The organism is Phaeovibrio sulfidiphilus (assembly GCF_014861485.1).
In the GTDB taxonomy this organism is placed as follows: domain Bacteria; phylum Pseudomonadota; class Alphaproteobacteria; order Rhodospirillales; family Rhodospirillaceae; genus Phaeovibrio; species Phaeovibrio sulfidiphilus.
Genome location: NZ_JACZHT010000004.1, coordinates 249,291 through 275,321 on the forward strand (window position 1 = coordinate 249,291; position 26,031 = coordinate 275,321).

The following is a 26,031-nucleotide window of genomic DNA, read 5'->3' on the forward strand; positions in this document are numbered from 1 at the left end:
CAAATGCTCTGTCCGTCAACCCCGCGGAGGATGAACCTGTGTACAATGTGCCCGCATCTCTGGAAAACGCCCCTGCGCTTCGCGCCCTATGGACCCGGACGGGGCGGATGACCGCCCTGGGCAACGCCCTTGCCTTTTTGCACTGGGACCAGGCGACCCTGATGCCCTCGGGGGCGGCCGGAACCCGGGCCCTCGAGAGTGCGGCCCTGGAGGGGCTGGCCCACGAGATGCTCACCGCGACCGAGACCGGAGACCTGCTGGAGGCCGCCGAGGCCGAGGCCCGGACCCTGGACGCGGACCCCCGGGAGGTGGCCCTGGTGCAGGCCAACCTGCGTGAGGTGCGCCGGCAGTACACCCGGGCCACGATCCTGGACCGGGACCTGGTGGAGGCCCTGGCCGTCGCGGCCTCGACCTGCGAGACCGCCTGGCGCGCCGCCCGGGAGGAGCGCTCGTTTGCGGTGGTGCGCGAGCCGTTCGAGACCCTGCTTGCCCGGGTGCGGGAGTCCGCCGGGGCGCAGGCGTCGGTTCTGGGGTGCAGCCCCTGGGAGGCACTTCTGGACGCCTTCGAGCCCGGGGCCACGGAAGCGGGCATCGACCGGGTGTTCTCGGAGCTGGAGGGCTTCCTTCCGGACTTCATCTCCGAGGTGATCGAGCAGCGCACGGGCAATCCGGATCCGGGGCTGCCCGAAGGCCCCTTCCCGGAGGCCATCCAGGAGCGTCTGGCCCACGACCTGATGGAGCGCCTGGGCTTCGACTTCCGCCACGGGCGCCTGGACCGCACCATCCATCCGTTTTGCGGCGGGACGCCCCGGGATGTGCGCATCGCGACCCGCTACAACGAGGCCGACTTCACCAGCGGCCTGTTCGGTGTCCTGCACGAGACCGGGCATGCCCTCTATGAGCAGGGGCTGCCCGAGGCCCTGGTGTTCCAGCCGGTGGGACAGTCCCGGTCCATGAGCATTCACGAAAGCCAGTCCCTGCTCTACGAGATGCAGCTGGGGCACTCCCGGGCGTTTCTGGCGGCGTTCCTGCCCGGCTGGCGCGAGGCCTTCGGGGGCTCCGGGCCCGCGTGGGAGCCCGAGACCTTCGGCCGGGCCCTCAACGCCGTGCGTCGCAGCTTCATCCGCGTGGAGGCGGACGAGGTCACCTACCCCGTCCACGTGCTTGTCCGCACCCGGCTGGAGCGGGCCATGATCGCGGGGGATCTTCGGCCCGCGGATCTCCCGGGCGCGTGGAACGACGACATGGAGCGCCTTCTGGGCATCCGGCCGTCCAACGACCTGGAGGGCTGCCTTCAGGATATCCACTGGTACGATGGCCTGTGGGGCTACTTCCCCACCTATACCTTGGGTGCCATGACCGCGGCCCAGGTGTTCGATGCGGCCCTGAAGGGGGATCCGGCCATCGGGGACGGGCTGGACAGGGGCGACTTCCGCCCGCTTCTTGCGTGGCTGCGCACGGCCATCCACGAGAAGGGCTCGAGCCTGAGCGTCGAGGAGCTCTTGCGGGAGGCCACGGGCCGGCCCCTGGATCCGGCCGTTTTCCGGGCCCATCTGCGGAGCCGCTATCTGGACGGGGACCGCTGAGAGCGCCCTGCCGTGTCCGGTGACCGCCCGGGGCCCGGCAACAGGGCCAGGGCGGCCACGACCGGCTGGCGGTGTTCCGCCCGGGGCCGCCCGGTGCGGTCCGGGCGAATTGGGAGGGACGGGGAACCCCGGGCAACGGTCCGGGGCCCGGAGTGTCGGGCTTTAGGCTTTGGGGTTGGGGCTTCGGGCTCTGTGCTTCGGGCCGCTCCGCCCCGGTCAGGGAGCGAAGGGGCGCACCCGCACGCTCTCGCCGTTCGACAGGCGGTTCAGCCCCCGCAGCGACCGATACAAGATCAGAAGCGAGAACACAAAGAACGCCACCGCGCTGGCCATGATGAAACGGCGCGAGCCCTCGTGGTTGAGGTACGCGGACGTGTCCATCAGGGTCATGGGAAGCTCCATCGCCTCCTTCGGGAAATCCGGAGGCCAGAAGATATAGGCCAGGGCCATGACAGCGATCATGTCCAGGGCATGCATGGCGATGCTGATCTGGTAGGAGAAATGCCCGCGCAGCACACCCCGGGTCCGGCCGCGCCTGAGCAGGGCCAGAACTCCCGCGATGAACACGGGGAGAAAGCCCAGGAACGGACCCGACAGAAGCAGCACGTATCCGGAAAACAGGGGCGCCCGGTCCGTTGAGGGGTCGGGCAGCGGCTCTGCGGCGTCCGGCGTTCCGGCGGGGGGAAGTCCCCTGTCAAGTCGCGGCAGGACGGCCGAGATCCGGAACAGCACCCAGATGTACCAGCCCACCTGAAGGGCGATGGCAAGCTCCATCATACCGCCGTTCTGGGCGAGGATGCCCAGGGTGATCCACAGCAGGCCCCACAGGAACAGCCGCACCTGATAATTGTTGTGGGCCCGGGCCACCGGGTCCGTGCGGTCCGAGGTGGCCGCCGCCAGTATCACTCCCAGAAGGGCCGCAGGCTGCACGCCGATGCCCAGGACATAAAGCACGTAGACCAGGCGGGCCCGTGTGCGGTCGTTCTTTGCTTTGGGATGCGAAGGTGCGGGGTCAGTCATGGAGCTCCCTTCCCGGGGTGACGGTACGAAAGGGGCACTATCGCCTTCCCGTCTGCGGGGTGCAACCGGAAACGCGGGTTTCGGGGCCCCGGCGCCCGGGCCTGCGCGGACCCGCCCGGCACACGGGGCGTGGGGTGAGGGGGTAAGGGGGTGGACGCTCCGTTTCCCTTTCGTCGGGTCGGTGGCGTGTTCCCGGGTCTCATGACGTGCCGGGGGACAGTCCCGGTACGGTGCACCATGCGGGGGAGGTCCGTGCCGGGGTGCTGGGGGCACCGGGGGGAGGCCGGCGGCTGGGATCCTCCGCCGGGAGCGTGTGGCGCGGGCCCCTTCCGGTGGGCGCCCGTCCGGCGGCGACCCGCCCCGGTTCGGGACCGGGAGCCATGCCGCCAGAGGCGCGCGGAGTCCAGGCCGCCAGGGGCGGACCGGGGGCGCCCTACAGATCCCTCAGGGTGTCCTGAAGCCGGGCAATGGTGTCGAGCGCGGGCTGGAACTGGTAGCGGGCCAGCTGCTGCGAGAGCTCGGACAGGTCTTCCGTGCAGACGTCCGGCCACTGCTGTCCCTGGACGGTCTCCATCATGCGCTTGCAGGGAAGCGGCTTGCGGCCCCTCACATGCTCAAGAAGGGTTTCCAGGAAACTCCGGGCCTGGTCCGGGGAGACGGGCTCCCGGGCGGGGTCTTCCAGTGGCTCCGGCTCGTCCGGGCTGTCCATATCAAGGTGCCCCAGAGAGTCCAGAAGCTGGACGAGCGCCGCCTGGAGCTCGACCACGGACCCGTTGCAGTCCTCCAGCGCGGTGCCCGCGCGCAGCCGGTCCTCGAGGGTGCCGGCCAGCCCCTGGGCGAATTCCGCTCCCAGGCTTCCCAGGGTGCCGCGCAGGATGTGGGCGATGCGCGTGACCTCGTCCGCGTTCCCCTCGGTATGGGCGCGGGTCAGGCCGGTGCGCATGCGGGGCAGCTCCTGGCGCATCTTGCGAAGAAGGCGCTGGTAGAGCTCCTGGTTCCCGGCGACCCGCAGAAGGCCGGTTTCCACGTTGATGCCGTGCAGGTCTTTCTGGAGGCTTCGGGCGGTTTCCGACAGGATTTCCTGCTGGCGCTCCGCATCGAAGCACCAGGCCTCGAGGCAGGCGAAGAACTCGGGCGGGTTGATGGGCTTGGTGATGTGGGCGTTCATGCCCGCCTCGAGGGACCGCTCCCGGTCGCCGGTCATGGCGTGGGCGGTCATGGCGATAATGGGCAGATCCTTCAGGTTCAGCTGGGACCGGATGTGGCGGGTGGCGGAGATGCCGTCCATCTCGGGCATCTGGATGTCCATGAGCACCAGGTCGAAATTCTGGTTTTTCTCGAGGATCTCCACGGCCTCCCGGCCGTTGCCGGCGATGACGAACTCGATACCGGTCTGGCGCAGGAACTCGGTGGCGACGAACTGGTTGAGCTCGTTGTCCTCCACCAGCAGAACCTTCCGGCCGGCGAGTTTTTTCCTCTGCTCCTCCAGGGACCAGCCCTCGGCCTCGCTTTTCCTGATGACGTGGGATTTCTCGCCGAACGCCTCCATGATGGCCTCGAACAGGGTCGAGAGGGTCACGGGCTTGACCAGGGTCTGCTCCACCCTTTGCTCGGAGGCAAGGCGCTGGAGCTCGGTGCGGTCATAGGCGGTGCTCATGACGATCACCGGCAGGGAGGAGTCGTCCAGAAGTCTCCGGATCCGGCGCACGGTCTCGACCCCGTCCATGTCGGGCATTTTCCAGTCCATGATGAGCAGGTCGTAGGCGTTCTTGCCCTTGCTCTCCTCGAGGATGGCCAGGGCCTCGCTTCCGGAGCGGGCCGTGTCCACAATCTTGGAGCCGAGGGCATACATCAGCTCGGACAGGATCGAGAGGGCGGCCGGGGAGTCGTCCACCACCAGCACCCGCAGATCCCGGAAGGACTCCGGCCAGCGCCCGTCCCGGACGGGGGGCGTCTGGCGGCGGAACTTCACGGTGAAGTGAAACTCCGACCCCTTGCCCGGCGTGCTGTTGCACCAGATCTTGCCGCCCATCAGCTCGACGAACTTCTTGCACAGGGCCAGCCCCAGACCGGTTCCGCCGTAGCGCCGGGTCGTGGAGGCATCGGCCTGGGTGAAGGGCGTGAACAGGCGGGAGCGGGCCTCCTCGTTGATGCCAATCCCCGTGTCCGAGACGCAGAAGTGCAGGACGCACTCGTCGTCGGTCTTGTCCTCCAGCTCGACGGACAGGATGATCTCGCCCTCTTCCGTGAACTTGATGGCGTTGGTCATCAGGTTGGTCAGGATCTGGGACAGGCGCAGGGGATCGCCCACGTAGGCTTTCGGGATCCGGGGCGCGATGGCCAGAAGGATCTCGAGCTTTTTCTTGTGGGCCCGCTCCGCAACGATGTCGGACACGCCGCGGATGACGTCCTCGAGGAAGAAGTCGGTTTCCTCGATGTCCATCTTGCCCGCCTCGACCTTGGAGAAGTCGAGAATGTCGTTGATGACCCGCAGCAGGGCATTGGCCGCGAAGTCCACCTTTTCCAGGCGCTCGCGCTGGGCATGGGTCAGGTCGGTCTGCAAGATGATGTGCACCATGCCCATGATGGCGTTCATGGGGGTGCGGATCTCGTGACTCATGTTGGCGAGAAACTCGCTCTTGGTGCGGTTGGCGCGCTCGGCCTGTTCGGCCAGCTTGTTGGCGACCTCCACCGAGAGGGCCAGCTGCTTGTTGGCCTTTTCCAGGGCGACCATGGTGTTGCGCAGCTTCTCGTCGGTTTCCCGGGCCTGGGTGATGTCGAGGCTGTTGCCGTGGATCTCGGACAGGCGCCCGCTCTCGTCGTACAGGTACTTGAACGAGGACCGGATCCACTTGGCGGTTCCGTCCTTGCAGATGATGGTCTGCTCGAAGTCCTTGACCAGGGAGCTCTCGCCGTCGCGCTGCTCGAAGGGGATCTCCACCGGGTTCTTCTCGGTGTAGAGGAAGTCCCACTTCTTGCCGATCAGCTCCACCGGGTTGTAGCCGGTCAGCTCCCGGCAGCGGTCGGACAGATAGGTGTAGCGCAGCTGGGCGTCGGTGGCCCAGAGCAGCTCTCCGGTGGCCTCCTCGACGCTGCGGAAGCGGTTCTGGGACTCGTGCAGGGCGTCGTTGATGCGGCGGTTGTAGATGGCGGTGCCGATCAGGGTGCCCGCCGCCCGGAGAATGTTCTCCTCGGGCACGGTCCAGGTGCGCTCGGAGTGGCAGTCGTCAAACCCGATGAACCCCCACAGGGTGCCGTGGAAGAAGATCGGCGCCACCATGATGGAGATGATCCCCTGCGGCGAGAGCTGGTCCTGCTCGGCCTGGGGCATGTTGCGCACCAGGCTGTTGACGCAGCGGCCGCTCAGGAAGGTGCCGATCCAGGTGGGGATGGCGTCGGTCACCGGGCGGTTGGTGCAGATGTCCGTATCCTGCTGGGGCTCGGCGCCCATGGACCACTCGAACAGCTGGGTGGTGTAGAGCTCGGGGTCGTTCTCGTCGAAGGGGCTGCGGTGGATCGACCAGACGTAGACCCGGTCCGCGCCGCTGGCGATGCCCAGGATCTCGAGCACCTTGAGCACCGAGGTCTCGAAGTCCCCCGCGTCGGACAGAAGAAGCTGGGCCGCCCGGCTGGTGCTTTGCAGCAGGTCGTCGCGCTTCTGGAGGGTCTCCTCCATGGCGGCGGTGCCCCCTTGCGGGTGGAGCGTGAACAGGAAGGCCCGGGTCTCGTTGTTGCTCATGAACAAAGGCGAGGCCGTCACGTGGAAGGCCGGCGTGTTGGCGCTGTTCTGGGGGGCCTCGCTCTGCTCGACCTCCTTTCCGGTCTCCAGGGTCCGGGTCAGCAGGTCCTGGAAGATGCCCGTGACCTCCGGGTCCAGAACCTCGCGGAAGTGGCGGCCCAGAAGGGTCTCGTCGGTCTGTCCCAGAAAGCTGCGGAAGGCTGGATTCGTGGCCAGCAGGTGGCCGTTCTCGCCGATGCAGCACACCCGGTAGTCCACGGCCCCGATCAGCTGGCGGAACAGGGCGTCGGAGCCCTGCCCGCCGGTTTCCGGGAGGGTTTCGGGGGTGCGCAGGCCGAACAGGGCCACGTCCTCGTCCCGGGAGGCGTAGAAGAGCATGCCGTCAAACCACAGGCCGCTGCCGTTCAGCTCGACCGGCAGCACCCCGTTCGCGCCCCCGTTTTCCCCGTCGTGCGGCCTTCCCGCGCCGTGGGTGCGGGCGGCGACCTCCAGAAACGCGCGCAGGGCGTCGCGGGTCGCGGGCGCAAAAAGGGCGTCAGCGCTCAGAGCGGCCTCGTCCTCCGTCCCGGTCAGGTCGGCGAACGGCGTATTCCAGACTTTCAGTTGCGTCACCCCCCAGTCGGTCGCAAAGACCGGCACGGTGTAGAACTCCAGGGAGCGGTTCAGCAGGGAGAAAGACATTGCGGGCACCTTCTGGTTCAGCCGTCTTCGAGGATCGTGTCCCAGTCAATGGGGGCGCTGGCCGACAGGGTCTGGCCGAAACTGGATCCGGGACCATACGTTGAGGCGATCTTCCGGAACACATTCTGATGTTCCGCGAAGGCCGCCGCGACGTCGGGATCGAAATGCTTGCCGCTTTGGGAGATGATGTACTCCGCGGCCTCCTCATGGCTCATGGCGGGTTTGTAGACCCGCGCCGAGATCATGGCGTCATAGACATCGGCGATGGCCATCAGGCGGGCGGGGATGGGGATTTCGTCCCCCCTCAGGCCCCTGGGATAGCCGGTGCCGTCCCACTTCTCGTGGTGGCTGTAGGCGATGTCGTCCACGATCGAGAGGAACTGCTTCTTCTCGAGGCGGCTGAGTGCCTTGGAGAAAATCGCGTGGCTGAAAATCGTGTGCAGCTTGATGGTCTCGAACTCCTCGGCCGTCAGGTGCCCGGGCTTGAGGAGGATCTCGTCCGGCACGCCCACCTTGCCGATGTCGTGCAAGATGGCCGCGCGACCGATCAGTTCGGGGGGCGAGTGGGCGAAGAAGTGCTGGAACCGGGGGTGGTCCATCAGCTTCAGGGAGAGAAACTCGACGTAGAGCCGGGCCCGCAGGACGTGGTCGCCGGTGTCGGTGTCGCGGGTCTCGGCCAGCCCGGCCATGGATTCAATGATCACCGCCTGGGTTTCCGAGAGCTCCCGGGTGCGGTGGAGGATCTCCATTTCCAGCATGCGGTTTTGCAGGGCCAGCTCGCGCCGGGCCATCAGAAGCGACAGGTGCACATGGACCCGGGCCTTGACCTCGATGATCGAGAAGGGCTTGACCATGTAGTCCACCGCGCCTTCCTCGAAGCCGCGGGCCTTGTCCTGGGGGCTGGTCATGGCCGTGAGGAAAATGACGGGGATGCCCTCCGTCTCGGGGTTTTCCTTGAGAATGTGGCAGACCTCGTAGCCGTCCATCCCGGGCATCATCACGTCCAGCAAAATCAGGTCCGGCGGCGACTGTCTCACGATTTCCAGCGCCGAGGGCCCGTCCATGGCGACGGTGATGTCATACTCCTGGCCAAGGGCCTCGACGAGAACGTCGATGTTGGCCTCGGTGTCGTCGACCAGAAGAATTGTGCAGGATGACAGGTCCGTCAATGTGGCCATCTCTCACAGGGGCCGTCTCTCAGGCCGGGAAGTGGGTCGGGTAGGCAATTATTGACCTATTTGAATGTGAATTGGAAGGCGTCAGAAGTGCAAGTCCGGTTTTTTGCGGTGGAGAACTGTGGTTTTTTCGCATCGGAGCGTCCGCTGCGGCGGCTCCGGAGCCCGGGGCGACGGGGCGGCTGATCCCTGGCCCGGACACAGAGTCGGTTGCCATGCGGTTGCCATTTCCCTCTCAGGACACTAAAAACGTGTTAAATACCATTGAATCAATCACGTTTCCATCGGTTTGTCGAGAATGGACGGCAAACGCCTGGATTTTATGCCATGATCCTGTGTTTTTCCGAAGGTTGTGATCGTGGATCCGCACACGCGGTCTTTTTTGCCGTGTTCGCCCCGACTCCGCAGACTTTGGCAAACATGATAATGAGTATCAAGATCAAAATAAAGGTCGGGCGAGGGCGTGTAAAACAAAAGGTGATATCTGGAGCGGATTGACATTAACCGACAAGAAAGCTATGCATTACGGTAAAAAGAGTGAAGGCGCAGGGTGACCAGCGGTGCGGTCAGTATTCGTTATTTCCCTGTGCTTTTTTCGTTTCCACCGACAACCGCAAGAGGCCGATTTCATGAAAACCTACCCAAGGCCGATGTCTCCCCATCTTCAGGTTTACAAGCTCCACACCAAGGTCACGTCGCTGCCGTCGATCACGTTCCGTGTTTTCGGCGCGGTGCTGATGACCGTGGGAACCTTCTGTTTCCTTCTCTGGCTCGGCTCGGCCGCCTGGGGACCGGAAGCCTATGACGCGATTGCCGCGTTTTTTGGCTCCTGGTTTGGCGTTGCGATGCTTGTCGGGGGTACGGTTGTTCTTGTGTTCCATCTGGTGAATGGAATCCGCCACCTTCTGTGGGATATGGGCGTGGGCTTCGAGATGTCCGTGCTCCGCAAGACCGCCTGGGCGGCTCTTTTTGTTACCGCTGTTCTGTGTGTGCTGGCCTGGTACCTTGGCTTCGCGCAGTTTAACGCCGTTTCCTGACTGGGGAGGAATATATGCAATCCTTTCGTTCGCCTCTGGGGCGCGCCCGTGGCCTCGGCCCGTCCAGAGAGGCCGCCACCGGTCACTGGTTCTCGGAGCGTCTGCCGGCTCTTGGCCTGATTCCGCTCATGCTCTGGTTCATTTTCTGTGCCGTGATCCCAAACATCGGAGCCTCCCACGCCGAGTTCGCCGACTTCCTGACCAACCCGCTGAACGCCACGCTGATGATCCTGGTGGTGCTCCTGGGCTTCTACCATGGCCTTCAGGGGCTTCTGGTGATTGTCGGCGACTACATCGGGACCGTTGTTGTCCGGAACTTCATCGTTTTCTTCCTCAAGCTGTATGCGATCTTCGGGGCGGCTCTCGCTTCTATCGCGGTATTGAAACTGAGCATCGGAGGCTGATCCCCAATGGCTGCGTTTGAAATCATTGACCACGAGTACGATGCCGTTGTCGTCGGTGCGGGCGGTGCCGGGCTCCGTGCGACCTTCGGCATGGTGCAGGCGGGTCTGCGCACGGCGTGTGTGACGAAAGTCTTCCCGACGCGCTCCCACACGGTCGCGGCCCAGGGCGGTATCGGTGCGGCTCTTGGCAACATGGCCGAGGACTCCTGGCAGTGGCACATGTATGACACGGTCAAGGGCTCGGACTGGCTGGGTGACCAGGACGCCATCGAGTACATGTGTCGCGAGGCCATCCCCGCGGTTTACGAGCTGGAGCACCAGGGTGTGCCCTTCTCCCGCACCAAGGACGGCAAGATCTACCAGCGCCCCTTCGGCGGCCACATGCGGAATTTCGGTGAGGCCCCTGTCCAGCGCGCCTGCGCGGCGGCGGACCGTACCGGACACGCGATCCTTCACACCCTCTATTCCCAGTCTCTGCGTTACAAGGCGGAGTTCTTTGTGGAGTACGTTGCCATCGACCTGATTATCGAGGACGGGGAATGCAGGGGGGTCGTGGCCTGGTGTCTTGAGGACGGAAAGATCCACCGCTTCAAGGCCCACAACACGGTTCTGGCCACCGGCGGCTACGGTCGCGCGTACTTCTCGTGCACCTCGGCCCACACCTGCACCGGCGACGGCAACGGCATGGTGACCCGCGCGGGTCTGGCGCTCCAGGACATGGAGTTCGTGCAGTTCCACCCCACCGGCATCTACGGTTCCGGCTGTCTGATCACCGAGGGCGCCCGCGGCGAGGGCGGTTACCTGACCAACTCCCAGGGCGAGCGCTTCATGGAGCGGTATGCTCCGAACGCGAAGGACCTGGCGTCCCGCGACGTGGTCTCCCGCGCCATGACCATCGAGATCCGCGAGGGTCGCGGTGTCGGTCCCGGCAAGGATCACATTCACCTCCACCTCGAGCACCTGGGCGCCGATGTGCTGCACGCACAGCTGCCGGGTATTACGGAAACGGCGAAGATCTTCTCGGGCGTTGACGCCACGAAGGATCCGATTCCGGTCCTGCCCACCGTCCACTACAACATGGGCGGCATTCCCACGAACTACCGCGCCGAGGTTCTGGCGCCGACGAAGGACGATCCGGACCGGGTGTTCCCGGGCCTGATGGCCGTTGGCGAATGCGGCTGCGTGTCCGTCCACGGCGCGAACCGCCTTGGCACGAACTCGCTTCTGGATATCGTGGTCTTCGGCCGCGCCGCGGCGATCCGTGCGACCGAGCTGGTCAAGCCCGGCACCAAGCACCGCCCGCTGCGCAAGGACGCGGACGAGATGGCGCTTTCGCGTCTGGAGCGTCTGCGCACGGCCAACGGTTCCCGCCTGACCTCCGAGATCCGCATGGACCTCCAGAAGGCCATGCAGAGGGACGCCGCGGTCTTCCGCACGGAGGAAAGCCTGCAGGAAGGCTGCAAGGCCGTCACTGCCATCGCCGGGCAGATGAAGGACATCAAGCTCGTGGACCGCTCCCTGGTCTACAACACGGACCTCGCCGAGGCTCTGGAGCTCGAGAACCTCATGGCCTGCGCGCTGACCACCATCCACGGTGCCGAGGCCCGCAAGGAGAGCCGTGGCGCCCACGCCCGCGAGGACTTCCCCAAGCGCGACGACGCGAACTGGATGAAGCACACCCTGGCGAAGGTGGACGAGAACAACAAGGTGACCCTGGACTACCGTCCGGTGCATACGTACACGCTGACCGACGAGGTGTCCTACATTGAACCCCAGGAACGCGTGTACTGACCCCCGGGTCCGTACAGGACGGAGAAGTGAGACATGGCTGAATTTTTGTTGAACAAGCATAGCCGGATCAAAAAGGGCAAGGAGTTCCCCGCTCCCTCCGGAGCGAAGAACGTCCGCACCTTCCGGATTTACCGTTGGGATCCGGAGACCGGCGAAAACCCGAGAATGGACGTGTTCCGGCTGGACATGGACGATTGCGGGCCGATGGTTCTGGACGCTCTCAACAAGATCAAGAACGAGATCGACCCGACCCTGACGTTCCGTCGCTCGTGTCGCGAGGGCATTTGCGGCTCCTGCGCCATGAACATCGACAGCTACAACACGCTGGCCTGCCTGAAGCCCATCGCCGACATCAAGGGGGACGTGGTCATCACGCCGCTGCCCCACTGTGAGGTGGTGAAGGATCTGATCCCCGACCTGACGCACATCTATGCGCAGTACGCGGCGATCGAGCCCTGGCTGAAGGCGGACACCCAGCCGCCGCCGAACGGCGAGCGTCTCCAGTCCATCGAGGAGCGCGCGCGCCTGGACGGCCTGTGGGAGTGCATCCTGTGCTTCTGCTGCACGACGGCCTGTCCGTCCTGGTGGTGGCGCAACGACCGCTACCTGGGCCCCGCGGTTCTTCAGCAGGCGGCTCGCTGGGTCTTTGACTCCCGCGACGAGTACACGGATCAGCGCCTGAACGAGCTGAACGACCCGTACCGCCTGTTCCGGTGCCACACCATCATGAACTGCACGGGAACCTGCCCCAAGAACCTGAACCCGGGCAAGGCCATCGCGGACCTCAAGATCGCGATGTACGACCGCTCCGAGTAGGTGACTCTGTGATCGGGTCAAACGGGTGAATACGGAAAGCGGAGTGCCTCGGAAGAGTGCATTCCGCTTTTTCTTTCCCCGGACCCCGGGTCCGCGGGCGTCGGCCGGGCTCTGTCAGACAGGGCGCGGGCGGCTCCCGGGCCGGGGGGGCGGGGGTCGGCCCGGGCCGTCCTGTCCGGTGCCCAGCGATAGAAAGGACCACTCCCATGAGCAAAGGCCTTCTTCTTGTCGATCTCCAGAACGACTACTTCCCCGGTGGCCGGATGGAGCTGAACAACGCGGACGCCGCGCTTGACTGCGCCGTCGAGGTTCTGGACCGGTTCCGCAAGGCGGGAAAACCGGTGTTTCATGTGCAGCACGTGTTCCACTCGCCGGATGCGGCGTTCTTCCGTCCGGGAACTCCCGGCGCGGACATCCATCCGCGGATCGCGCCGTCTGTGGGCGAGTCCCTGTTCGTCAAGCACGCGCCCTCCGCGTTTTCCTGTACCGGGCTTACAGCAACCCTTCGGAAAGAAGGTGTTACGGAGCTTGTGGTTTGCGGAATGATGACACACATGTGCATCGACACGACCGTCCGGGCCGCTCTGGACCACGAGTTGCCGGTGACCCTGGTCCCCGACGCCTGTGCGACCCGGGATCTGGTGTTCCGGGGGGAGGTCATTCCGGCGGAGGTGGTTCAGAAGGCCTACCTGGCCGCGCTGGACGGCTGGTTTGCGACGCTGGTCCCGGCCCGGGATGTGGAGCCCTAGGGCAGGGGAGGTTTCGGGCGCGCCCCATCCGGGGGGCCGGTTCCAGGGGGCGTCCCCGTCCCGCCGGACCGGACCGGAGAAAAGGACAGTGGTCCCGGAGCCGGTTTCGGGGTATTCCGGGGCGGTGAACAGGACCGGTGCCGGTGCCTCCGGCGGGCGCAGCGATGCAGCCCCGGGGCGCGGGCCCGAAAGGACCGAAAACAGGCGTTCCGTTCCAGGGAGCGCATGAAAACAACGCTTTTGCGATAACGAGGAGAGAGACAATGGCCCTGAGTGGACACGATACGATGAAAACCCGCCGGACCCTGAAGGTCGGCTCGCGAGAGTACGACTACTTTTCTCTGGAGGCGGCGGGGCTTTCGGGTATCGAGCGCCTGCCCAACTCCCTGAAAGTCCTTCTTGAGAACCTTCTGCGCTACGAGGACGGCCGGTCCGTGACCACGGACGACGTCAAGGCTGTGGCCGCGTGGCTTGAGAACCGCCGCTCGGACCGCGAGATTGCCTACCGTCCCGCGCGGGTGCTGATGCAGGACTTCACGGGTGTGCCGGCCGTCGTCGATCTCGCCGCCATGCGCGAGGCGGTCACGAAGCTGGGCGGAGACCCGGAGTCCATCAACCCGCTCTCGCCGGTGGACCTGGTCATTGACCACTCGGTCATGATCGACCACTTCGGCACCCAAGATGCGCTCGGCAAGAACATCGCGGTCGAGTTCCAGCGCAACGGCGAGCGCTATGCGTTCCTGCGCTGGGGCCAGAAGGCGTTCGACAACTTCCGTGTTGTCCCCCCGGGCGTGGGCATCTGCCACCAGGTGAACCTTGAGTACCTGGCCCGGGTGATCTGGTCCGCCGAGGAGAACGGTCGCACCCTGGCGTTCCCCGACACTCTGGTGGGCACCGACTCCCACACCACCATGGTCAACGGCCTGGGCGTCCTGGGCTGGGGCGTGGGCGGCATCGAGGCCGAGGCCGCCATGCTCGGCCAGCCTGTTTCCATGCTGATCCCCGAGGTGGTGGGCTTCCGTCTCACCGGCACCCTGCCCGAGGGCACCACGGCCACGGACCTGGTCCTGACCGTCACCCAGATGCTGCGCAAGAAGGGCGTGGTCGGCAAGTTCGTCGAGTTCTACGGCGAGGGCCTGAACCACCTGCCCCTGACCGACCGGGCCACCATCAGCAACATGGCGCCCGAGTACGGCGCGACCTGCGGCTTCTTCCCGGTGGACGCCGAGACCCTGCGCTACATGCGCTTCACGGGCCGGGACGAGGAGACCGTGGCCCTGGTGGAGGCCTACGCCCGTGCCCAGGGCATGTGGCATGATGAAAACTCGCCCGAGCCGGTCTTCACCGATACCCTGTCCCTCGACATGGGCACGGTCCAGCCGTCCCTCGCGGGTCCGTCCCGTCCGCAGGACCGGGTGACCCTGGCCGCCGTGTCGGGCGCGTTCGGGGAGTCCCTGAGCAAGTTTGTGCCGGACCGCACCCAGGTGACCTCGGTTCCCGTCAAGGGCGGCGCGTACCGTCTCGAGGACGGCGCCGTGGTGATCGCCGCGATCACGTCGTGCACCAACACCTCCAACCCCTCGGTGATGATGGCGGCGGGCCTGGTGGCCAAGAAGGCTGTCGAGAAGGGCCTGACCTCCAAGCCCTGGGTCAAGACCTCCCTCGCGCCCGGATCCCAGGTCGTGGCCGCCTACCTCGAGGAGGCCGGCCTCCAGACCTATCTGGACACCCTCGGGTTTGACATTGCCGGGTTCGGCTGCACCACCTGTATCGGCAACTCGGGCCCCCTGATTGACGAGGTGGCGGCGGCCATCGACGAGGGTGGTCTTGTGGCCGCCTCGGTGATTTCGGGCAACCGGAACTTCGAGGGCCGCATTCACGCCCAGGTCCGCGCCAGCTACCTGGCCAGCCCGCCGCTGGTGGTGGCCTACGCCCTTGCCGGGTCCATGAACATTGACCTGACCACCCAGCCCCTGGGCCAGGACAAGGACGGCAACGACGTCTACCTGAAGGACATCTGGCCCACCGCCCGGGAGGTCTCGGACGCCATTGCCAGCTTCGTCACCCCGCAGATGTTCCGCGAGCGCTACGGCGCGGTCTTCACCGGCTCGCAGGAGTGGCAGGACATCACCGTGGTCGAGGGCGAGACCTACGCCTGGGATCCCGAGTCCACCTACGTTCGCAACCCGCCGTACTTCGACGGCATGGGTCTCGAGCCCGCGCCGGTTCAGGACATCGTCGGTGCGCGGCCGCTGGCCATTCTCGGGGACTCCATCACCACGGACCACATCTCCCCGGCCGGATCCATCAAGGCCGACAGCCCCGCCGGGCGCTACCTGACCGAGCACGGCGTCAGCCGGGCCGACTTCAACTCCTACGGCTCGCGCCGTGGCAACCACGAGGTCATGATGCGGGGCACGTTCGCCAACATCCGCATCCGCAACAAGATGACCCCGGGTGTGGAGGGCGGCGTGACCTGTCACCAGCCCTCGGGCGAGGTGATGGCCATCTACGATGCGGCCATGGCCTACAAGAAGGACGGCGTGCCTCTGGTGGTCATCGGCGGCAAGGAGTACGGCTCCGGGTCGTCCCGTGACTGGGCGGCGAAGGGGACCAACCTTCTGGGCGTCCGCGCGGTGATCGTCGAGAGCTTCGAGCGTATTCACCGCTCGAACCTGGTGGGCATGGGGATCCTTCCGCTCCAGTTCCAGGACGGCGTCTCCGCCGAGTCCCTGGGCCTGACCGGAACCGAGACCTTCGATATCCGGGGCCTCGAGTCCCTGAAGCCGCGCCAGATGCTGGAGGTGGTCGTTCACGGCGCCGACGGCTCGACCCGCAGCTTCGAGGCGGTCTGCCGGATCGATACCCTCGACGAGATCGACTACTACCGCAACGGCGGCATCCTGCAGACCGTCCTTCGCAACATCGCGAAGGGCTGAGCCCTGTCCGGTCCGGGCACACAGTCCGGGCGCCAGGATCCAAAGTACGATAGAGTGCGGGGGGAGAGCATGGTTCTCCCCCTTTTTTCTGGACGCACCCTGATGTTCTGGAGTTTTGCATGTCGTCCTCCATCCTTCTGAAAAATGGCACCGCTGTTCTGCCCGGGCGCACCGTCCAGGCCGACATCCTTCTGAAAGACGGGAAGATTGCCGGGATCGGTCCGGTGGACCCCGCCGCGGCGGCCGAGATCGTTGACTGCTCGGGGCTGCATATCCTTCCCGGCGTGATCGATACCCAGGTGCACTTCCGCGAGCCCGGCCCCACCCACAAGGAGGATCTGGAGACCGGCTCCCGCGGGGCGGTTCTGGGGGGCGTGACGGCGGTGTTCGAGATGCCCAACACCAGCCCCAACACCGACACCCCCGAGCGGCTTGCGGACAAGCTCGACCGGGCCTCGGGGCGGATGTGGTGCAACCACGCCTTTTTCCTGGGCGCCACGGCCGAGAACGCCGGGCAGCTCGGGGTGTGGGAGCGCCTGCCGGGCTGCGCGGGCGTCAAGGTGTTCATGGGGTCCAGCACCGGCTCCCTGCTGGTGGATGACGACGCGGCGCTTCAGCGCATCCTGGCCGGCGGCATCCGTCGCGTGGCCGTGCACTGCGAGGACGAGGGCCGCCTGCGGGAGCGTCACAGCCTGGTGGCCGGTGGCGCCGACGTGTCCCTGCACCCCGAGTGGCGCGATGCCGAGGCCGCGCTTCGGGCCACCACCCGTCTGCTGGGTCTGGCCCGGATGACCGGGCGCCGGGTGCATGTGCTCCATGTGACGACGGCCGATGAGATGGATATCCTGGTGGACTACCGGGATCTGGCCACGGTGGAGGTCACGCCCCAGCACCTGACGCTGGCCGCTCCCGAGGCCTACGAGACCTTGGGCACGCTCGCCCAGATGAACCCGCCGATCCGGGATGCCCGGCACCGCGAGGCCCTGTGGCGCGCCCTGGACTCCGGGCTTGTGGACGTGATCGGGTCGGACCACGCCCCCCACACCCTGGAGGAAAAGGCCAGGCCCTACCCCGAGAGCCCCTCGGGCATGACCGGGGTGCAGACGCTGGTGCCGGTCATGCTGGACCACGTCAACGCCGGGCGCCTGACGCTGGAGCGGTTTGTGGACCTGACCTCTGCCGGTCCGGCCCGCATCTACGAGATCGCGGGCAAGGGCCGGATCGCCGTCGGCTACGACGCGGACCTGACCATCGTGGACATGAAGGCCCGGCGCACCATCACCAACGACTGGATCGCCTCCCGCTGCGGCTGGACCCCGTTCGACGGCGTCTCGGTTCAGGGCTGGCCCATGCTGACCCTTGTGGGGGGGCGGATTGTGATGCGGGAGGACACCTTGCTGGGCGCACCCGGCGGCCACCCCGTTCGCTTTCACCCGCTGCCCGTCGGGATGGGCCTCTCCCCCTGAGTGGGCAGGGTTCGGGTCGTCCGGGCTCACCCCGGTTTGGGGGCGGTGTCCCCCGGTTGCCTCACGAAAAAAAGCCCCGGCGGATGTGTCGGGGCTTTTTGATGTCGGGGCTGCCGCCACCGGCGAGTCCGGGGGAGCGGTTCGGAAAATGGACCCGGGGACGGATCCGGATGAGGGATCGGAGCCCGGCTGCGGGCTGTCCCGGTTCGGCTTCGGATGAGGGATCGGAGCCCGGTCCCCCTTACATGTAGCAGTCGTAGGCCCGCAGGGGTCTGCCGCGGGACAGTTCCTCCAGCACCGCAACACCCTCCCGGTAGATGGTCACGCGCAGGTGCTGGTTTTCGTAGACCAGCGATGATTCCGACGTGTCCCGGGTCAGGACCATGGGCTCGTCGCCGTCGAACTTCACGGTGGCGGTTCGGGAGGGCACGCCCTCCGCCGTTTCCGAGAGCCGCAGCTGGAACGCATAGTCGCTGTCGTTGCACATATAGTAGCCGACCCGGCTTGCCGCGCTGGCGGGCGACGCCAGGGCCGTGAGGGCGGCAGCGCAGAGCCCGCAGACCGCGCCGGCCGCCACGAGGGTGCGGACACCAGCCCGGCCCCCGGGGCGACCCGGGGCCCGTTTCCAAGCCCGGATCCCGTTTCGATGCGTTCCGGTCGGAGGCATCCCGTCGCGTTTCAGCCGCGCGCTCATGCCTGTTCCCCCGCAACCATCATCCGCTCGATCCGCACCGTGGGGGCGTCCGTTCCGTAGTGGAACGCCAGGTCGCTCGCGGGGGTCAGGGCTGCGAACATGTCCCGCAGGTTCCCGGCGACCGTGATCTCGTGAACCGGCGTGGTCAGCACGCCGTTTTCAATCCGGAAGCCCGACGCGCCCCGGGAGTAGTCCCCCGTCAGGCTGTTCACGCCCTGGCCCGCCAGGGACGTCACATAAAGGCCATCCCTGATGTCGGCGATCAGCTCTTCGGGTGAGAGGGGCCCAGGTGCCAGCCACACGTTCGACGGAGCCGGATGCGGCGCCGATCCGGTCGACCGGCTCGCGTGCCCCGTGGGCTCCATGCCCAGGGCGCGGGCGCTGCGCAGGTCCAGAAGCCAGGTGGTGAGCACGCCGTTCTCCACCAGGGTGCGGCTCCGGGTGGGCAGCCCCTCGGCATCACAGGGGCGTGACAGCAGGCCGCGCCGGCGCAGCGGATCCTCGACGATGGACACGCCGCTTCCGAACACGGCTGTTCCCAGGGCGTCCTTCAGGAACGAGGTTCCCCGGACGATCGACGACCCGTTGATCGCGCTGAGGAAGTGCCCCAGAAGCGAGCGCGCGGTCCGGGGATCGAAGACCACGGTGCGTTCGCCGGTGGTCATGCGGCGGGCCCCCAGCTTGCGTACGGCGCCCTCGCCCGCCTCGCGCCCCAGGTCCGCCGGGGCGACAAGGTCTTCCGGGTGGACGGTGGAGCGGGTGGCGTAGTCAAATTCCATGCCTGTGGTGCTGTCTCCGGCGATGACCGCGACCCCCATGCCGATACGGGTCATGGGATAGGCCTGGGCGAACCCGTTCGACGCCACCAGGGACACCATGCTGCGGGAGAACGAGGCCTCGGCTCCCTCGGAGTTGGTGACCCCCTCCACCGAGCGGGCGGCATTTTCCAGATCCAGGGCGAGGGCGCGCAGGGTCTCCTGGTCCACATCGCCGGAAGCGGCTCCGTCGATATCCGGCAGGCTGCGGGCAATCTGCCCGGGCTCGGCAAGGCCGATCAGCGGATCCTCGGGGACGGCGCGGGCCATGGCAAGCGCCCGGTCCACAAGCTCGGACAGGGCGGGGCCGGAGCGGTCCGCCGACGAGACCAGCGCCTGCCGGGTGCCCACAAGCACGCGCAGCCCGATATCGCCGCCCTCCGCCTGCTCCAGTTTCTCGAGCGCGCCCTTGCGGACCGCGAGCGACAGGGATGTCCCGTCGATGAGAACGGCGTCCGCGGCATCGGCGCCCGCGCGGACCGCCCTGTGCACGAGATCATCCAGGAGGCCAAGAGCCTGTTCCTGCGTCGCTTTGCTATCACTCACCTGTCCACACTCCGGTTCTGTTCTGCTGTCTTTCTCTGGTATCGCGTTGTTCGCCCGGGCGCAAGGTCGGGACTGGGATGGGCACGCGTGCCCCTTGCCCGGGCCGTTCCATTTGTTCTCAATACAGCCTCTTTTGTTCTTGACGGTAGAACTGAAATGGAACACTCTGGAACAGGGATCGGGCGGGGCCATGTGGCCGCCGGGTCCGGGAAAGCGCTGGTCGCCAGGTGTCCGGTTGCGCCGGTGGTCCCGACTGTGAGATAAAAAGGGGCAAACGTCATGAATCAGGCGGTATTGAAGCTGGTGGACAAGGATACCATGGACAAAAAGAAAGCGCTTGAGGCCGCCGTATCGCAAATCGAGCGGTCGTTCGGAAAAGGCTCGATCATGCATCTGGGCAAACAGGACCAGATGGTGGAGATCGATGCCATCAGCACGGGGTCTCTTGCCCTTGATATTGCCCTTGGGGTCGGCGGGCTTCCCCGCGGCCGGATCGTGGAGATCTTCGGGCCCGAGAGCTCGGGAAAGACTACCCTCGCGATGCACGTCATTGCCGAGGCCCAGAAAAAGGGCGGAAACTGCGCCTTCGTGGACGCCGAGCACGCCTTCGATCCGGTGTACGGCCGCAAGCTGGGCATGGACCTCGATTCGCTGCTGATCAGCCAGCCCGACACCGGTGAGCAGGCGCTGGAAATCGCCGACACCCTGGTGCGCTCGGGGGCGATTGACGTGCTGGTGATTGACTCCGTCGCCGCGCTCGTGCCCAAGGCCGAGCTCGAGGGCGACATGGGCGATGCCCACGTGGGGCTTCAGGCCCGGCTTATGAGCCAGGCCCTGCGCAAGCTGACGGGAACGGTCTCCCGCTCCCACACGCTGATCATCTTCATCAACCAGATCCGCATGAAAATCGGCGTGATGTTCGGAAACCCCGAAACCACGACCGGCGGAAACGCGCTGAAGTTCTATTCCTCCGTCCGGCTGGACATCCGCCGGATCGGGTCCGTCAAGGACAAGGAGGAGATCGTCGGCAACCAGACCCGCATCAAGGTGGTCAAGAACAAGGTCGCCCCGCCGTTCAAGACCGTGGAGTTCGACATTCTCTACGGCGAGGGAATCTCCAAGCTCGGTGAGGTCATCGATCTGGGTGTGAAGGCCAACATTATCGAGAAGTCCGGTGCCTGGTATTCCTACAACTCCACCCGGATCGGGCAGGGCCGCGAAAACGCCAAGAGCTACCTCAAGGCCAATCCCGCCATGGCCGAGGAAATCGAGAACGCCATCCGGGCCAACGCCGGCCTGATTGCGGATGCGATGATCTCGGGTCCGGAGTCGGAGGATGACGCCGGCAAGGACGGTGATCCGGTCTGATCACCGGATCCGCATTGGGTTCCGGGGACGGAGTTCCCGGAGCCCGAACGCCCGCTTTCAGGGATGAGGGCCGCAGACTGGGGGTGCCCGGTACGGGATGCACGGTGAGCCGGTGTCCCGGAGTTCGAACGTCCGCTTTCAGGAATGCAGGCCGCGAATGGGGGATGCCCGATGCGGGATTCATGGTCCGCCGGTGTTCTCCGGTATGGGATGCACGGTGCGGAACGCACGGGGAACCGGTGTCCCGGCGCCCGAACGCCCTCTTTCATGGATGCTGGCCGCAGACTGGTGATGCCCGGTACGGGACGCACGGTGAGCCGGGGTCCGGTACGGAAGGCACGGTGCGGAACGCACGGGGCCGGTGTCGTGGAGCCCCTGACTGGTGAGCGGGATGTCCGCTAAGGTATGCGTGGCGAGCTGGCATCTCTGATCGGTGAGAAGGCCGGCTCTCTCTCTCTCTCTCTCTCTCTCTCTCTCTCTCTCTCTCCGGTGGGCCCCAACGAACAATCCGGTCGCTCCCCACCGGGCTTGAGGGGGGCGTTGTGGCCCGAGTTGCGGGTCCCGGCGGGCGACTGCATCTCTCGCGGACACGCCAGCGCATGGCACGGGTCACCCGCCCGGGCTGGAGGGGCGTCCCGGTTTCTGGTCGGGACGTCGGGGGCGTCGGTCTCGGGCAGGCCGTCCACCCCCATCATCCGCGATGGTATCCGGAGCGTGGCCCCCCCGCCAGCCGGCCTCCTGCGGTCCGCCCACAGGGTTCGGGCTCGTGCATCATGACAAAGCCGAATTCGGTGAACAGCTTCCTGCGGTCCGCCCACAGGTCTCGGGCTCGTGCATCCCACGCGCACCCGCCCCGGGCGCGGGGTTTTCAACGAACGGGTTTGCCTCTCGTCCGATGCCCCGGCTGCCTTTCGTTTCCGTGACGTCCCCTGGCCCTCACGCGGTTTTGGGACATCCGTTCGGGAGCGAGGTGGCGGGGGCCCAGAGGCTGCCAATGCGTCCGGGCCTGTCGTTTCCGGTTCTGTGTTCCCGCCTCCCGGTCCGTCTGGATACCGCGGCAGGGTCTCGCCTCCCGGTGAGCGCCTGTCCTCCAGCCGGCCCTGTTGGGTCAGCCCCCGCGCGCTGGCGCCGCGTCCCGGCCTCCCGGGCTCTGCGCCTCCGGTTGCCCCTCCCGCTCGCCTGTCGGGCGCCCGCACTCAGGCGTGTGGGGCGTCCAGATCCCGGGCGAGGGACTCGATCTCGCGCAGCAGAAGCGCCATATCGCTGTCGCGGTTCATCCGATGGCCGGCGTCCTTGACCAGGGTCACGACCACATCCGGGCTCCGAACAGTGGACTGGATCTTCAGGGCGACCTGCCAGGGAACGGTCTCGTCCTCCAGCCCGTGAAGCAGGCGCACGGGAACGTTGATCTCCGCTGGTGTCCGGGTCAGAACGGCGTGGGCATTGCCGTCCTCGAGAAAGGCGCGCCGCAGCATCAGGGGCGGGAAGTCCGGATCGCCGGACGAGGGGCCCGTGTAGTTCCCCTCCGCATCAAGGAAGGGGGCGTGCAGCGGATTGTCCCGGGTCATGGCGGTTGTAAAGTCCGGGGCGGCAGCGATTCCCACAAGGGCGCCAACCTGTTCGGGGGCCATCAGCGCCGTCAGCATCATGATCCAGCCCCCCATGGAGGAGCCGACGACGATGTTGTTCCCGCTCGTCAGGGTGCGCAGGACGAACACGGTGTCCCGGGCCCACTGGCCGATGGATCCCTCGGAGAACAGCCCGGAGGACTGGCCGTGTCCCTGCTGGTCGAACATCACGCAGGCGCGCCCGGTGCGCCGGGCCCAGTCCTCCAGGGCGCGGGCCTTTCCGCCGCCCATATCGGACTGGAGGCCGTGCAGGTAGACCACCGCCGGTGATTTTCCGGGGGTCAGCCGACAGGCGAGGCTTGCACCTTCGGGCGTGGTCAGTATCCTGTGCGGCGTTGGTCTGCTGTCATCAGTCATGGAATTCCGTCTCCCGTGCGGTGCGGCCAGGGCGGTGACCCGATTTCCGAACCTTTTTTGAACAAGGCATCCGCTGTGTCCGCTGATTCCTTTTTGCATGATCGCGGGCGTTCTTTCGAGACGCCCACCGTTCTTCAGGTCCTGCCCGCGCTCCAGACCGGTGGCGTCGAGCGCGGCACCGTTGATGTGGCGGCCGCGCTTGTCCAGCAGGGCTGGACGTCGATCGTGGCGTCCTCCGGCGGTCACCGTGTGCGTGACATCGAGCGGGCCGGGGCGCTTCATATTACCCTGCCACTTGAGTCCAAGAACCCGGTCACGATAGCCCGAAACGTGGCCCGGCTGAAGCGCGTCATTCAGGAGCACAACGTCTCCCTGGTGCACGCCCGCTCCCGCGCCCCCGCCTGGAGCGCGTGGCGCGCGACCAAAGCCCTTGGAATTCCGTTTGTGACCACGTTCCACGGGACATACACCCTGGGCCCCCTCGAGGCGAAGAAGGCCTACAACCGGGTCATGACCCGCGGTGATCGGGTCATCGCAATTTCCCGATTTATCGCGAGTCACATCCGTGACGTGTACGGCATCGACGAATCAATTCTTCGTGTGATCCACCGCGGCGTCGACACGGATGTCTTTTCCCCGGGTGCGGTCTCCCAGGAGCGGATGATCCAGCTGGCCCGCCAGTGGCGCATCGAGGACGGGGTTCCCGTGATCATGCTGCCCGGTCGCCTGACCGCCTGGAAGGGGCACCGGGTGATGATCGACGCTCTCGCGCTTCTGAACCGGCCTGATGTGCGGGCGATCTTTGTCGGCTCCGACCAGGGGCGGACGGCCTACACTGAGTCCCTTCAGGCTCGGGCCCGCCGGCTTGGCGTCGAGGACCAGATCCTGTTTGCCGGGGACTGCCGGGATATGGCGGCGGCCTATATGCTGGCGGACGTGGTGGCGTCCACCTCCACCCGGCCGGAGGCGTTCGGGCGCGTCGTGGCCGAGGCGCAGGCGATGGGCCGCCCGGTCATTGCTCCGGACCACGGCGCCGCGCCCGAGGTGATCAAGGCCGGGGCGACCGGCTGGCTGACGCCTCCGGGCGATCCGCACGCCCTTGCGGAGGCTCTGCGTCTGGCGCTGGACATGGACGAGGGCACACGAAACGCGGTCGCGCGGGAGGCGGTGGCCCACATCCGTGCGAACTTCTCGCGCAAGATGATGCTGGACAACACGCTTCATGTGTATCGGGAGCTTCTGATGGGCATGCCGCCGCTTCCGACGGCCCTGTCGTTTGGCGGAGGCCTCCGGTGACCGACCGGGCGCGGTCCGCGGGGGCGCCCGCATCCGGCCGGCGGGTTCTTGTGATCCGCCTGTCCTCCCTGGGCGACATGGTCATGAGCATGCCCGCCTTCCAGACCATCCGGCGCCATCACGCGGGCGATCACATCACCTTGCTGACGACCCGTCCCTATGCCGAGTTCATGGCCTCAAGCCCCTGGTTCGACGCGGTCCAGGTGGATGTGCGTCCCCGGTGGTCCCGCCCCATGGGGTGGGTCCGCCTTGCGCGGCAGCTGCGGCAGGGCCGGTACGATTGTGTCTACGACCTTCAGAATTCGGACCGCACGGGTCTCTACCTCCGTTTGCTCGACGCCCGGCCGGGGCGGGTGATCTCGTCCACCTCCCGCGCCGCCAACCGGCGCTGGAGCCATCCGGACCGCTTCTCCCTCAGCATTGCCGAGCGGCAGAACAGCCAGTTAGCCCTCGCGGGGGTGATCACACCGGCCGCGGCGCCGCTTCCCGACGTATCCTGGGTCGCCGGCGATCTCCCCGAGGCCGTGTCGTCCCGTCTGGCGGACGCCTCGGACTTGGCCTTGCTGGTGCCGGGAGCGTCGTCCCACCGGTCGGTCAAGCGTTGGTCTGCCCCGGATTTCGGGCACCTGGCTGCGGCTCTCCTCGAGAACGGCCTGCGCCCCGTCGTTCTGGGCACGGCGATCGAGGCCGAGGCGGCGGCCTGCATCCGGTCCCTGTGTCCGGGTGCTGTGGACCTCACGGGACAGACCGGCTTTGCGGATCTGGTCCGGCTCGGGCGCAGGGCCCGGCTTGCGGTCGGTGGCGATACCGGCCCCCTTCACCTGATTGCCGCCTCGGGCGCGCCGTCGGTCGCGCTGATTTCCGGCCAGACGAATCCCTCCTGCCTTCCCCGCGGTCCCCGGGTGGTCATTCTGAAGCGTGAGGATCTTTCAACCCTGAGCCTCGAGGACGTTCGCGCCGAGTCTCTGGCGCTGGCCCTGTCCCCCCGAAGCTGAAAGGCGCCCCTTCGTTGCATTTTTGCTGTATCGCCCGTTCTGGTATACAGTAGCCGCGGGTATAATGCCTGTGGGTCGCATGGGGGCTGACTGGGGGGACGCATGACTCCATATGGAAGACTTCAGCGGAACTGGACACCGCGGTTTGGCCGGACGGCTCGTCTCGCGTTTTTGGGCGTGCTCGGCGCCGGTTGGGCCGCGGCCCTGCCGGGGGGCGCCAGTCCGGCCTCATCGGGGGAGCCCGCCGGGCGCCCCGCTGCGGATGCGGCTGCGGTGCCGGCGGAGGACGATCTCTCAGTGGGAGTCGCCGAGGCTCTGCGCCGATGCCTGGCCCGAACCGGGCGCACAGCGGATTCCATCGGCGAGATGTCTGTTGACCCGAAAACCGGGGAGGTGCGGTATCGCTGCGATGTGAGCCGCGCTCAGGGGAGGCAGGCTCAACGGCCCCCTGTCCCGTCCGCCCCTTTGGTTCCGGTGAACGCATCCGGCGAGGACGTTTCGGAGGTTTCCGAGGATTCGGTCGGGTCCGCAGCAGGAGCCGCGCCGGCGCCCGACGCTGAGCCGGCGCCCGACACGGTGATGGACCCCGCGCTTCGCTCGGCCTGGCTCGCGTATTGCCTGTCTGCGGGCCCGGATGCGCAGCGCTATCCCTTCTGCCGGGAGGCACGGGCGGAGGGCCTGATTCCCTCGCTGCCCAATGTGTCCCCCGATCCGGTTCCGTCCGGTCCGGAGGACATTGGCCGCTAGCCGGCCTCTCTCCTGTGTGTGCTGTGTTCGGCGTCCGGTTCGGCTGGGGGGGGGTGGCGGTCGGGGCGCCTGGTCCGGTATCTCCCATTTTCCCGTTGGGCCCGACCTCCGGTGACGGGGCGTCTGCGGGAACAGGCCCTTGCATCTTTTCCGGTGCTGTCTGTGCGCGTCGGGGGTGGGGC

Annotated in this window: 18 protein-coding genes; 12 read left to right on the forward strand and 6 right to left on the reverse strand. The window is 66.6% G+C overall.

The genetic code is table 11. From position 1 onward, the window contains the following. Nucleotides 1-107: 107 nt before the first annotated feature. Entirely contained in the window at nucleotides 108-1,586 is a 1,479-nt protein-coding gene (locus IHV25_RS07140) for a carboxypeptidase M32 (protein ID WP_192534428.1), read from the forward strand. 216 nt (nucleotides 1,587-1,802) lie between these two features. Here the strand turns inward: IHV25_RS07140 and IHV25_RS07145 are convergent, their stop codons facing one another. The 3 genes from IHV25_RS07145 to IHV25_RS07155 all read right to left on the reverse strand — a co-directional run bounded on the left by IHV25_RS07145 (nucleotide 1,803) and on the right by IHV25_RS07155 (nucleotide 8,204). Continuing rightward, nucleotides 1,803-2,606 carry a hypothetical protein gene (locus IHV25_RS07145; protein WP_192534429.1) on the reverse strand — a complete coding sequence of 268 codons (804 nt, stop codon included), beginning with the start codon at nucleotides 2,604-2,606 and terminating at the stop codon, nucleotides 1,803-1,805. 433 nt (nucleotides 2,607-3,039) lie between these two features. Further along, complete coding sequence (locus IHV25_RS07150) at nucleotides 3,040-7,026, reverse strand: response regulator (RefSeq protein ID WP_192534430.1); 3,987 nt, start codon at nucleotides 7,024-7,026, stop codon at nucleotides 3,040-3,042. Nucleotides 7,027-7,043: 17 nt separating this feature from the next. Further along, a complete protein-coding gene (locus tag IHV25_RS07155) occupies nucleotides 7,044-8,204 on the reverse strand; it encodes a response regulator (RefSeq protein ID WP_197974985.1) in 1,161 nt (386 codons plus the stop codon). 626 nt (nucleotides 8,205-8,830) lie between these two features. On the opposite strand from IHV25_RS07155, the gene sdhC reads away from it, so the two are divergent. The 7 genes from sdhC (at nucleotide 8,831) to IHV25_RS07190 (ending at nucleotide 17,403) form a co-directional block, all read left to right on the forward strand. Further along, nucleotides 8,831-9,238: a succinate dehydrogenase, cytochrome b556 subunit gene (gene sdhC, locus IHV25_RS07160; protein WP_192534431.1), complete on the forward strand. Its 408-nt coding sequence runs from the start codon at nucleotides 8,831-8,833 to the stop codon at nucleotides 9,236-9,238. A 14-nt stretch (nucleotides 9,239-9,252) separates the two neighbouring features. After that, entirely contained in the window at nucleotides 9,253-9,642 is a 390-nt protein-coding gene (gene sdhD / locus IHV25_RS07165; protein ID WP_192534432.1) for a succinate dehydrogenase, hydrophobic membrane anchor protein, read from the forward strand. Between the two features lie 6 nt (nucleotides 9,643-9,648). Then, nucleotides 9,649-11,433 (forward strand): succinate dehydrogenase flavoprotein subunit, encoded by a 1,785-nt coding sequence (gene sdhA / locus IHV25_RS07170; protein WP_192534433.1) that lies wholly within the window; start codon nucleotides 9,649-9,651, stop codon nucleotides 11,431-11,433. Between the two features lie 33 nt (nucleotides 11,434-11,466). After that, nucleotides 11,467-12,249: a succinate dehydrogenase iron-sulfur subunit gene (locus tag IHV25_RS07175; RefSeq protein ID WP_192534434.1), complete on the forward strand. Its 783-nt coding sequence runs from the start codon at nucleotides 11,467-11,469 to the stop codon at nucleotides 12,247-12,249. Nucleotides 12,250-12,455: 206 nt separating this feature from the next. Further along, entirely contained in the window at nucleotides 12,456-12,998 is a 543-nt protein-coding gene (locus IHV25_RS07180) for a cysteine hydrolase family protein (protein WP_192534435.1), read from the forward strand. Between the two features lie 263 nt (nucleotides 12,999-13,261). Further along, entirely contained in the window at nucleotides 13,262-15,937 is a 2,676-nt protein-coding gene (gene acnA, locus IHV25_RS07185; RefSeq protein WP_192534436.1) for an aconitate hydratase AcnA, read from the forward strand. Nucleotides 15,938-16,056: 119 nt separating this feature from the next. Then, nucleotides 16,057-17,403 (forward strand): dihydroorotase, encoded by a 1,347-nt coding sequence (locus IHV25_RS07190; protein WP_192534437.1) that lies wholly within the window; start codon nucleotides 16,057-16,059, stop codon nucleotides 17,401-17,403. Between the two features lie 241 nt (nucleotides 17,404-17,644). Here the strand turns inward: IHV25_RS07190 and IHV25_RS07195 are convergent, their stop codons facing one another. Together IHV25_RS07195 and IHV25_RS07200 are read right to left on the reverse strand one after the other, a co-directional pair. Continuing rightward, complete coding sequence (locus IHV25_RS07195) at nucleotides 17,645-17,980, reverse strand: hypothetical protein (RefSeq protein ID WP_192534438.1); 336 nt, start codon at nucleotides 17,978-17,980, stop codon at nucleotides 17,645-17,647. Nucleotides 17,981-18,093: 113 nt separating this feature from the next. Further along, the gene (locus IHV25_RS07200) at nucleotides 18,094-19,458 is read right to left on the reverse strand and encodes a TldD/PmbA family protein (protein WP_338048603.1); all 1,365 of its coding nucleotides are present in this window, start codon (nucleotides 19,456-19,458) and stop codon (nucleotides 18,094-18,096) included. Nucleotides 19,459-19,737: 279 nt separating this feature from the next. Here IHV25_RS07200 and recA point away from each other — a divergent pair, with 279 nt between their 5' ends. Beyond that, nucleotides 19,738-20,826, forward strand: a complete 1,089-nt coding sequence (gene recA, locus IHV25_RS07205) for a recombinase RecA (RefSeq protein WP_192534440.1) — start codon at nucleotides 19,738-19,740, stop codon at nucleotides 20,824-20,826. A 1,196-nt stretch (nucleotides 20,827-22,022) separates the two neighbouring features. Here the strand turns inward: recA and IHV25_RS07210 are convergent. Then, nucleotides 22,023-22,811 (reverse strand): alpha/beta fold hydrolase, encoded by a 789-nt coding sequence (locus IHV25_RS07210; RefSeq protein WP_192534441.1) that lies wholly within the window; start codon nucleotides 22,809-22,811, stop codon nucleotides 22,023-22,025. 75 nt (nucleotides 22,812-22,886) lie between these two features. Between IHV25_RS07210 and IHV25_RS07215 the strand changes: the two genes are divergently transcribed. From IHV25_RS07215 to IHV25_RS07225, 3 genes are all read left to right on the forward strand, one after another. After that, the gene (locus tag IHV25_RS07215; RefSeq protein ID WP_192534442.1) at nucleotides 22,887-24,107 is read left to right on the forward strand and encodes a glycosyltransferase; all 1,221 of its coding nucleotides are present in this window, start codon (nucleotides 22,887-22,889) and stop codon (nucleotides 24,105-24,107) included. Beyond that, on the forward strand, nucleotides 24,104-25,102 hold the full coding sequence (locus IHV25_RS07220) for a glycosyltransferase family 9 protein (RefSeq protein WP_192534443.1): 999 nt from the start codon (nucleotides 24,104-24,106) through the stop codon (nucleotides 25,100-25,102). Before IHV25_RS07215 ends, IHV25_RS07220 begins: the two co-directional genes overlap by 4 nt. 579 nt (nucleotides 25,103-25,681) lie before the next feature. After that, nucleotides 25,682-25,849, forward strand: coding sequence for a hypothetical protein (locus IHV25_RS07225; protein WP_192534444.1), 168 nt, complete (start codon nucleotides 25,682-25,684; stop codon nucleotides 25,847-25,849). Nucleotides 25,850-26,031: the final 182 nt, after the last annotated feature.

What these genes read in the sequence shown, in the direction of transcription:
- IHV25_RS07140 (WP_192534428.1), top strand. Translation starts at nt 108, where the DNA reads ATGACCGCCCTGGGCAACGCCCTTGCCTTTTTGCACTGGGACCAGGCG.
- IHV25_RS07145 (WP_192534429.1), bottom strand. Translation starts at nt 2,606, where the DNA reads ATGACTGACCCCGCACCTTCGCATCCCAAAGCAAAGAACGACCGCACA.
- IHV25_RS07150 (WP_192534430.1), bottom strand. Translation starts at nt 7,026, where the DNA reads ATGTCTTTCTCCCTGCTGAACCGCTCCCTGGAGTTCTACACCGTGCCG.
- IHV25_RS07155 (WP_197974985.1), bottom strand. Translation starts at nt 8,204, where the DNA reads ATGGCCACATTGACGGACCTGTCATCCTGCACAATTCTTCTGGTCGAC.
- sdhC (WP_192534431.1), top strand. Translation starts at nt 8,831, where the DNA reads ATGAAAACCTACCCAAGGCCGATGTCTCCCCATCTTCAGGTTTACAAG.
- sdhD (WP_192534432.1), top strand. Translation starts at nt 9,253, where the DNA reads ATGCAATCCTTTCGTTCGCCTCTGGGGCGCGCCCGTGGCCTCGGCCCG.
- sdhA (WP_192534433.1), top strand. Translation starts at nt 9,649, where the DNA reads ATGGCTGCGTTTGAAATCATTGACCACGAGTACGATGCCGTTGTCGTC.
- IHV25_RS07175 (WP_192534434.1), top strand. Translation starts at nt 11,467, where the DNA reads ATGGCTGAATTTTTGTTGAACAAGCATAGCCGGATCAAAAAGGGCAAG.
- IHV25_RS07180 (WP_192534435.1), top strand. Translation starts at nt 12,456, where the DNA reads ATGAGCAAAGGCCTTCTTCTTGTCGATCTCCAGAACGACTACTTCCCC.
- acnA (WP_192534436.1), top strand. Translation starts at nt 13,262, where the DNA reads ATGGCCCTGAGTGGACACGATACGATGAAAACCCGCCGGACCCTGAAG.
- IHV25_RS07190 (WP_192534437.1), top strand. Translation starts at nt 16,057, where the DNA reads ATGTCGTCCTCCATCCTTCTGAAAAATGGCACCGCTGTTCTGCCCGGG.
- recA (WP_192534440.1), top strand. Translation starts at nt 19,738, where the DNA reads ATGAATCAGGCGGTATTGAAGCTGGTGGACAAGGATACCATGGACAAA.
- IHV25_RS07210 (WP_192534441.1), bottom strand. Translation starts at nt 22,811, where the DNA reads ATGACTGATGACAGCAGACCAACGCCGCACAGGATACTGACCACGCCC.
- IHV25_RS07225 (WP_192534444.1), top strand. Translation starts at nt 25,682, where the DNA reads ATGGACCCCGCGCTTCGCTCGGCCTGGCTCGCGTATTGCCTGTCTGCG.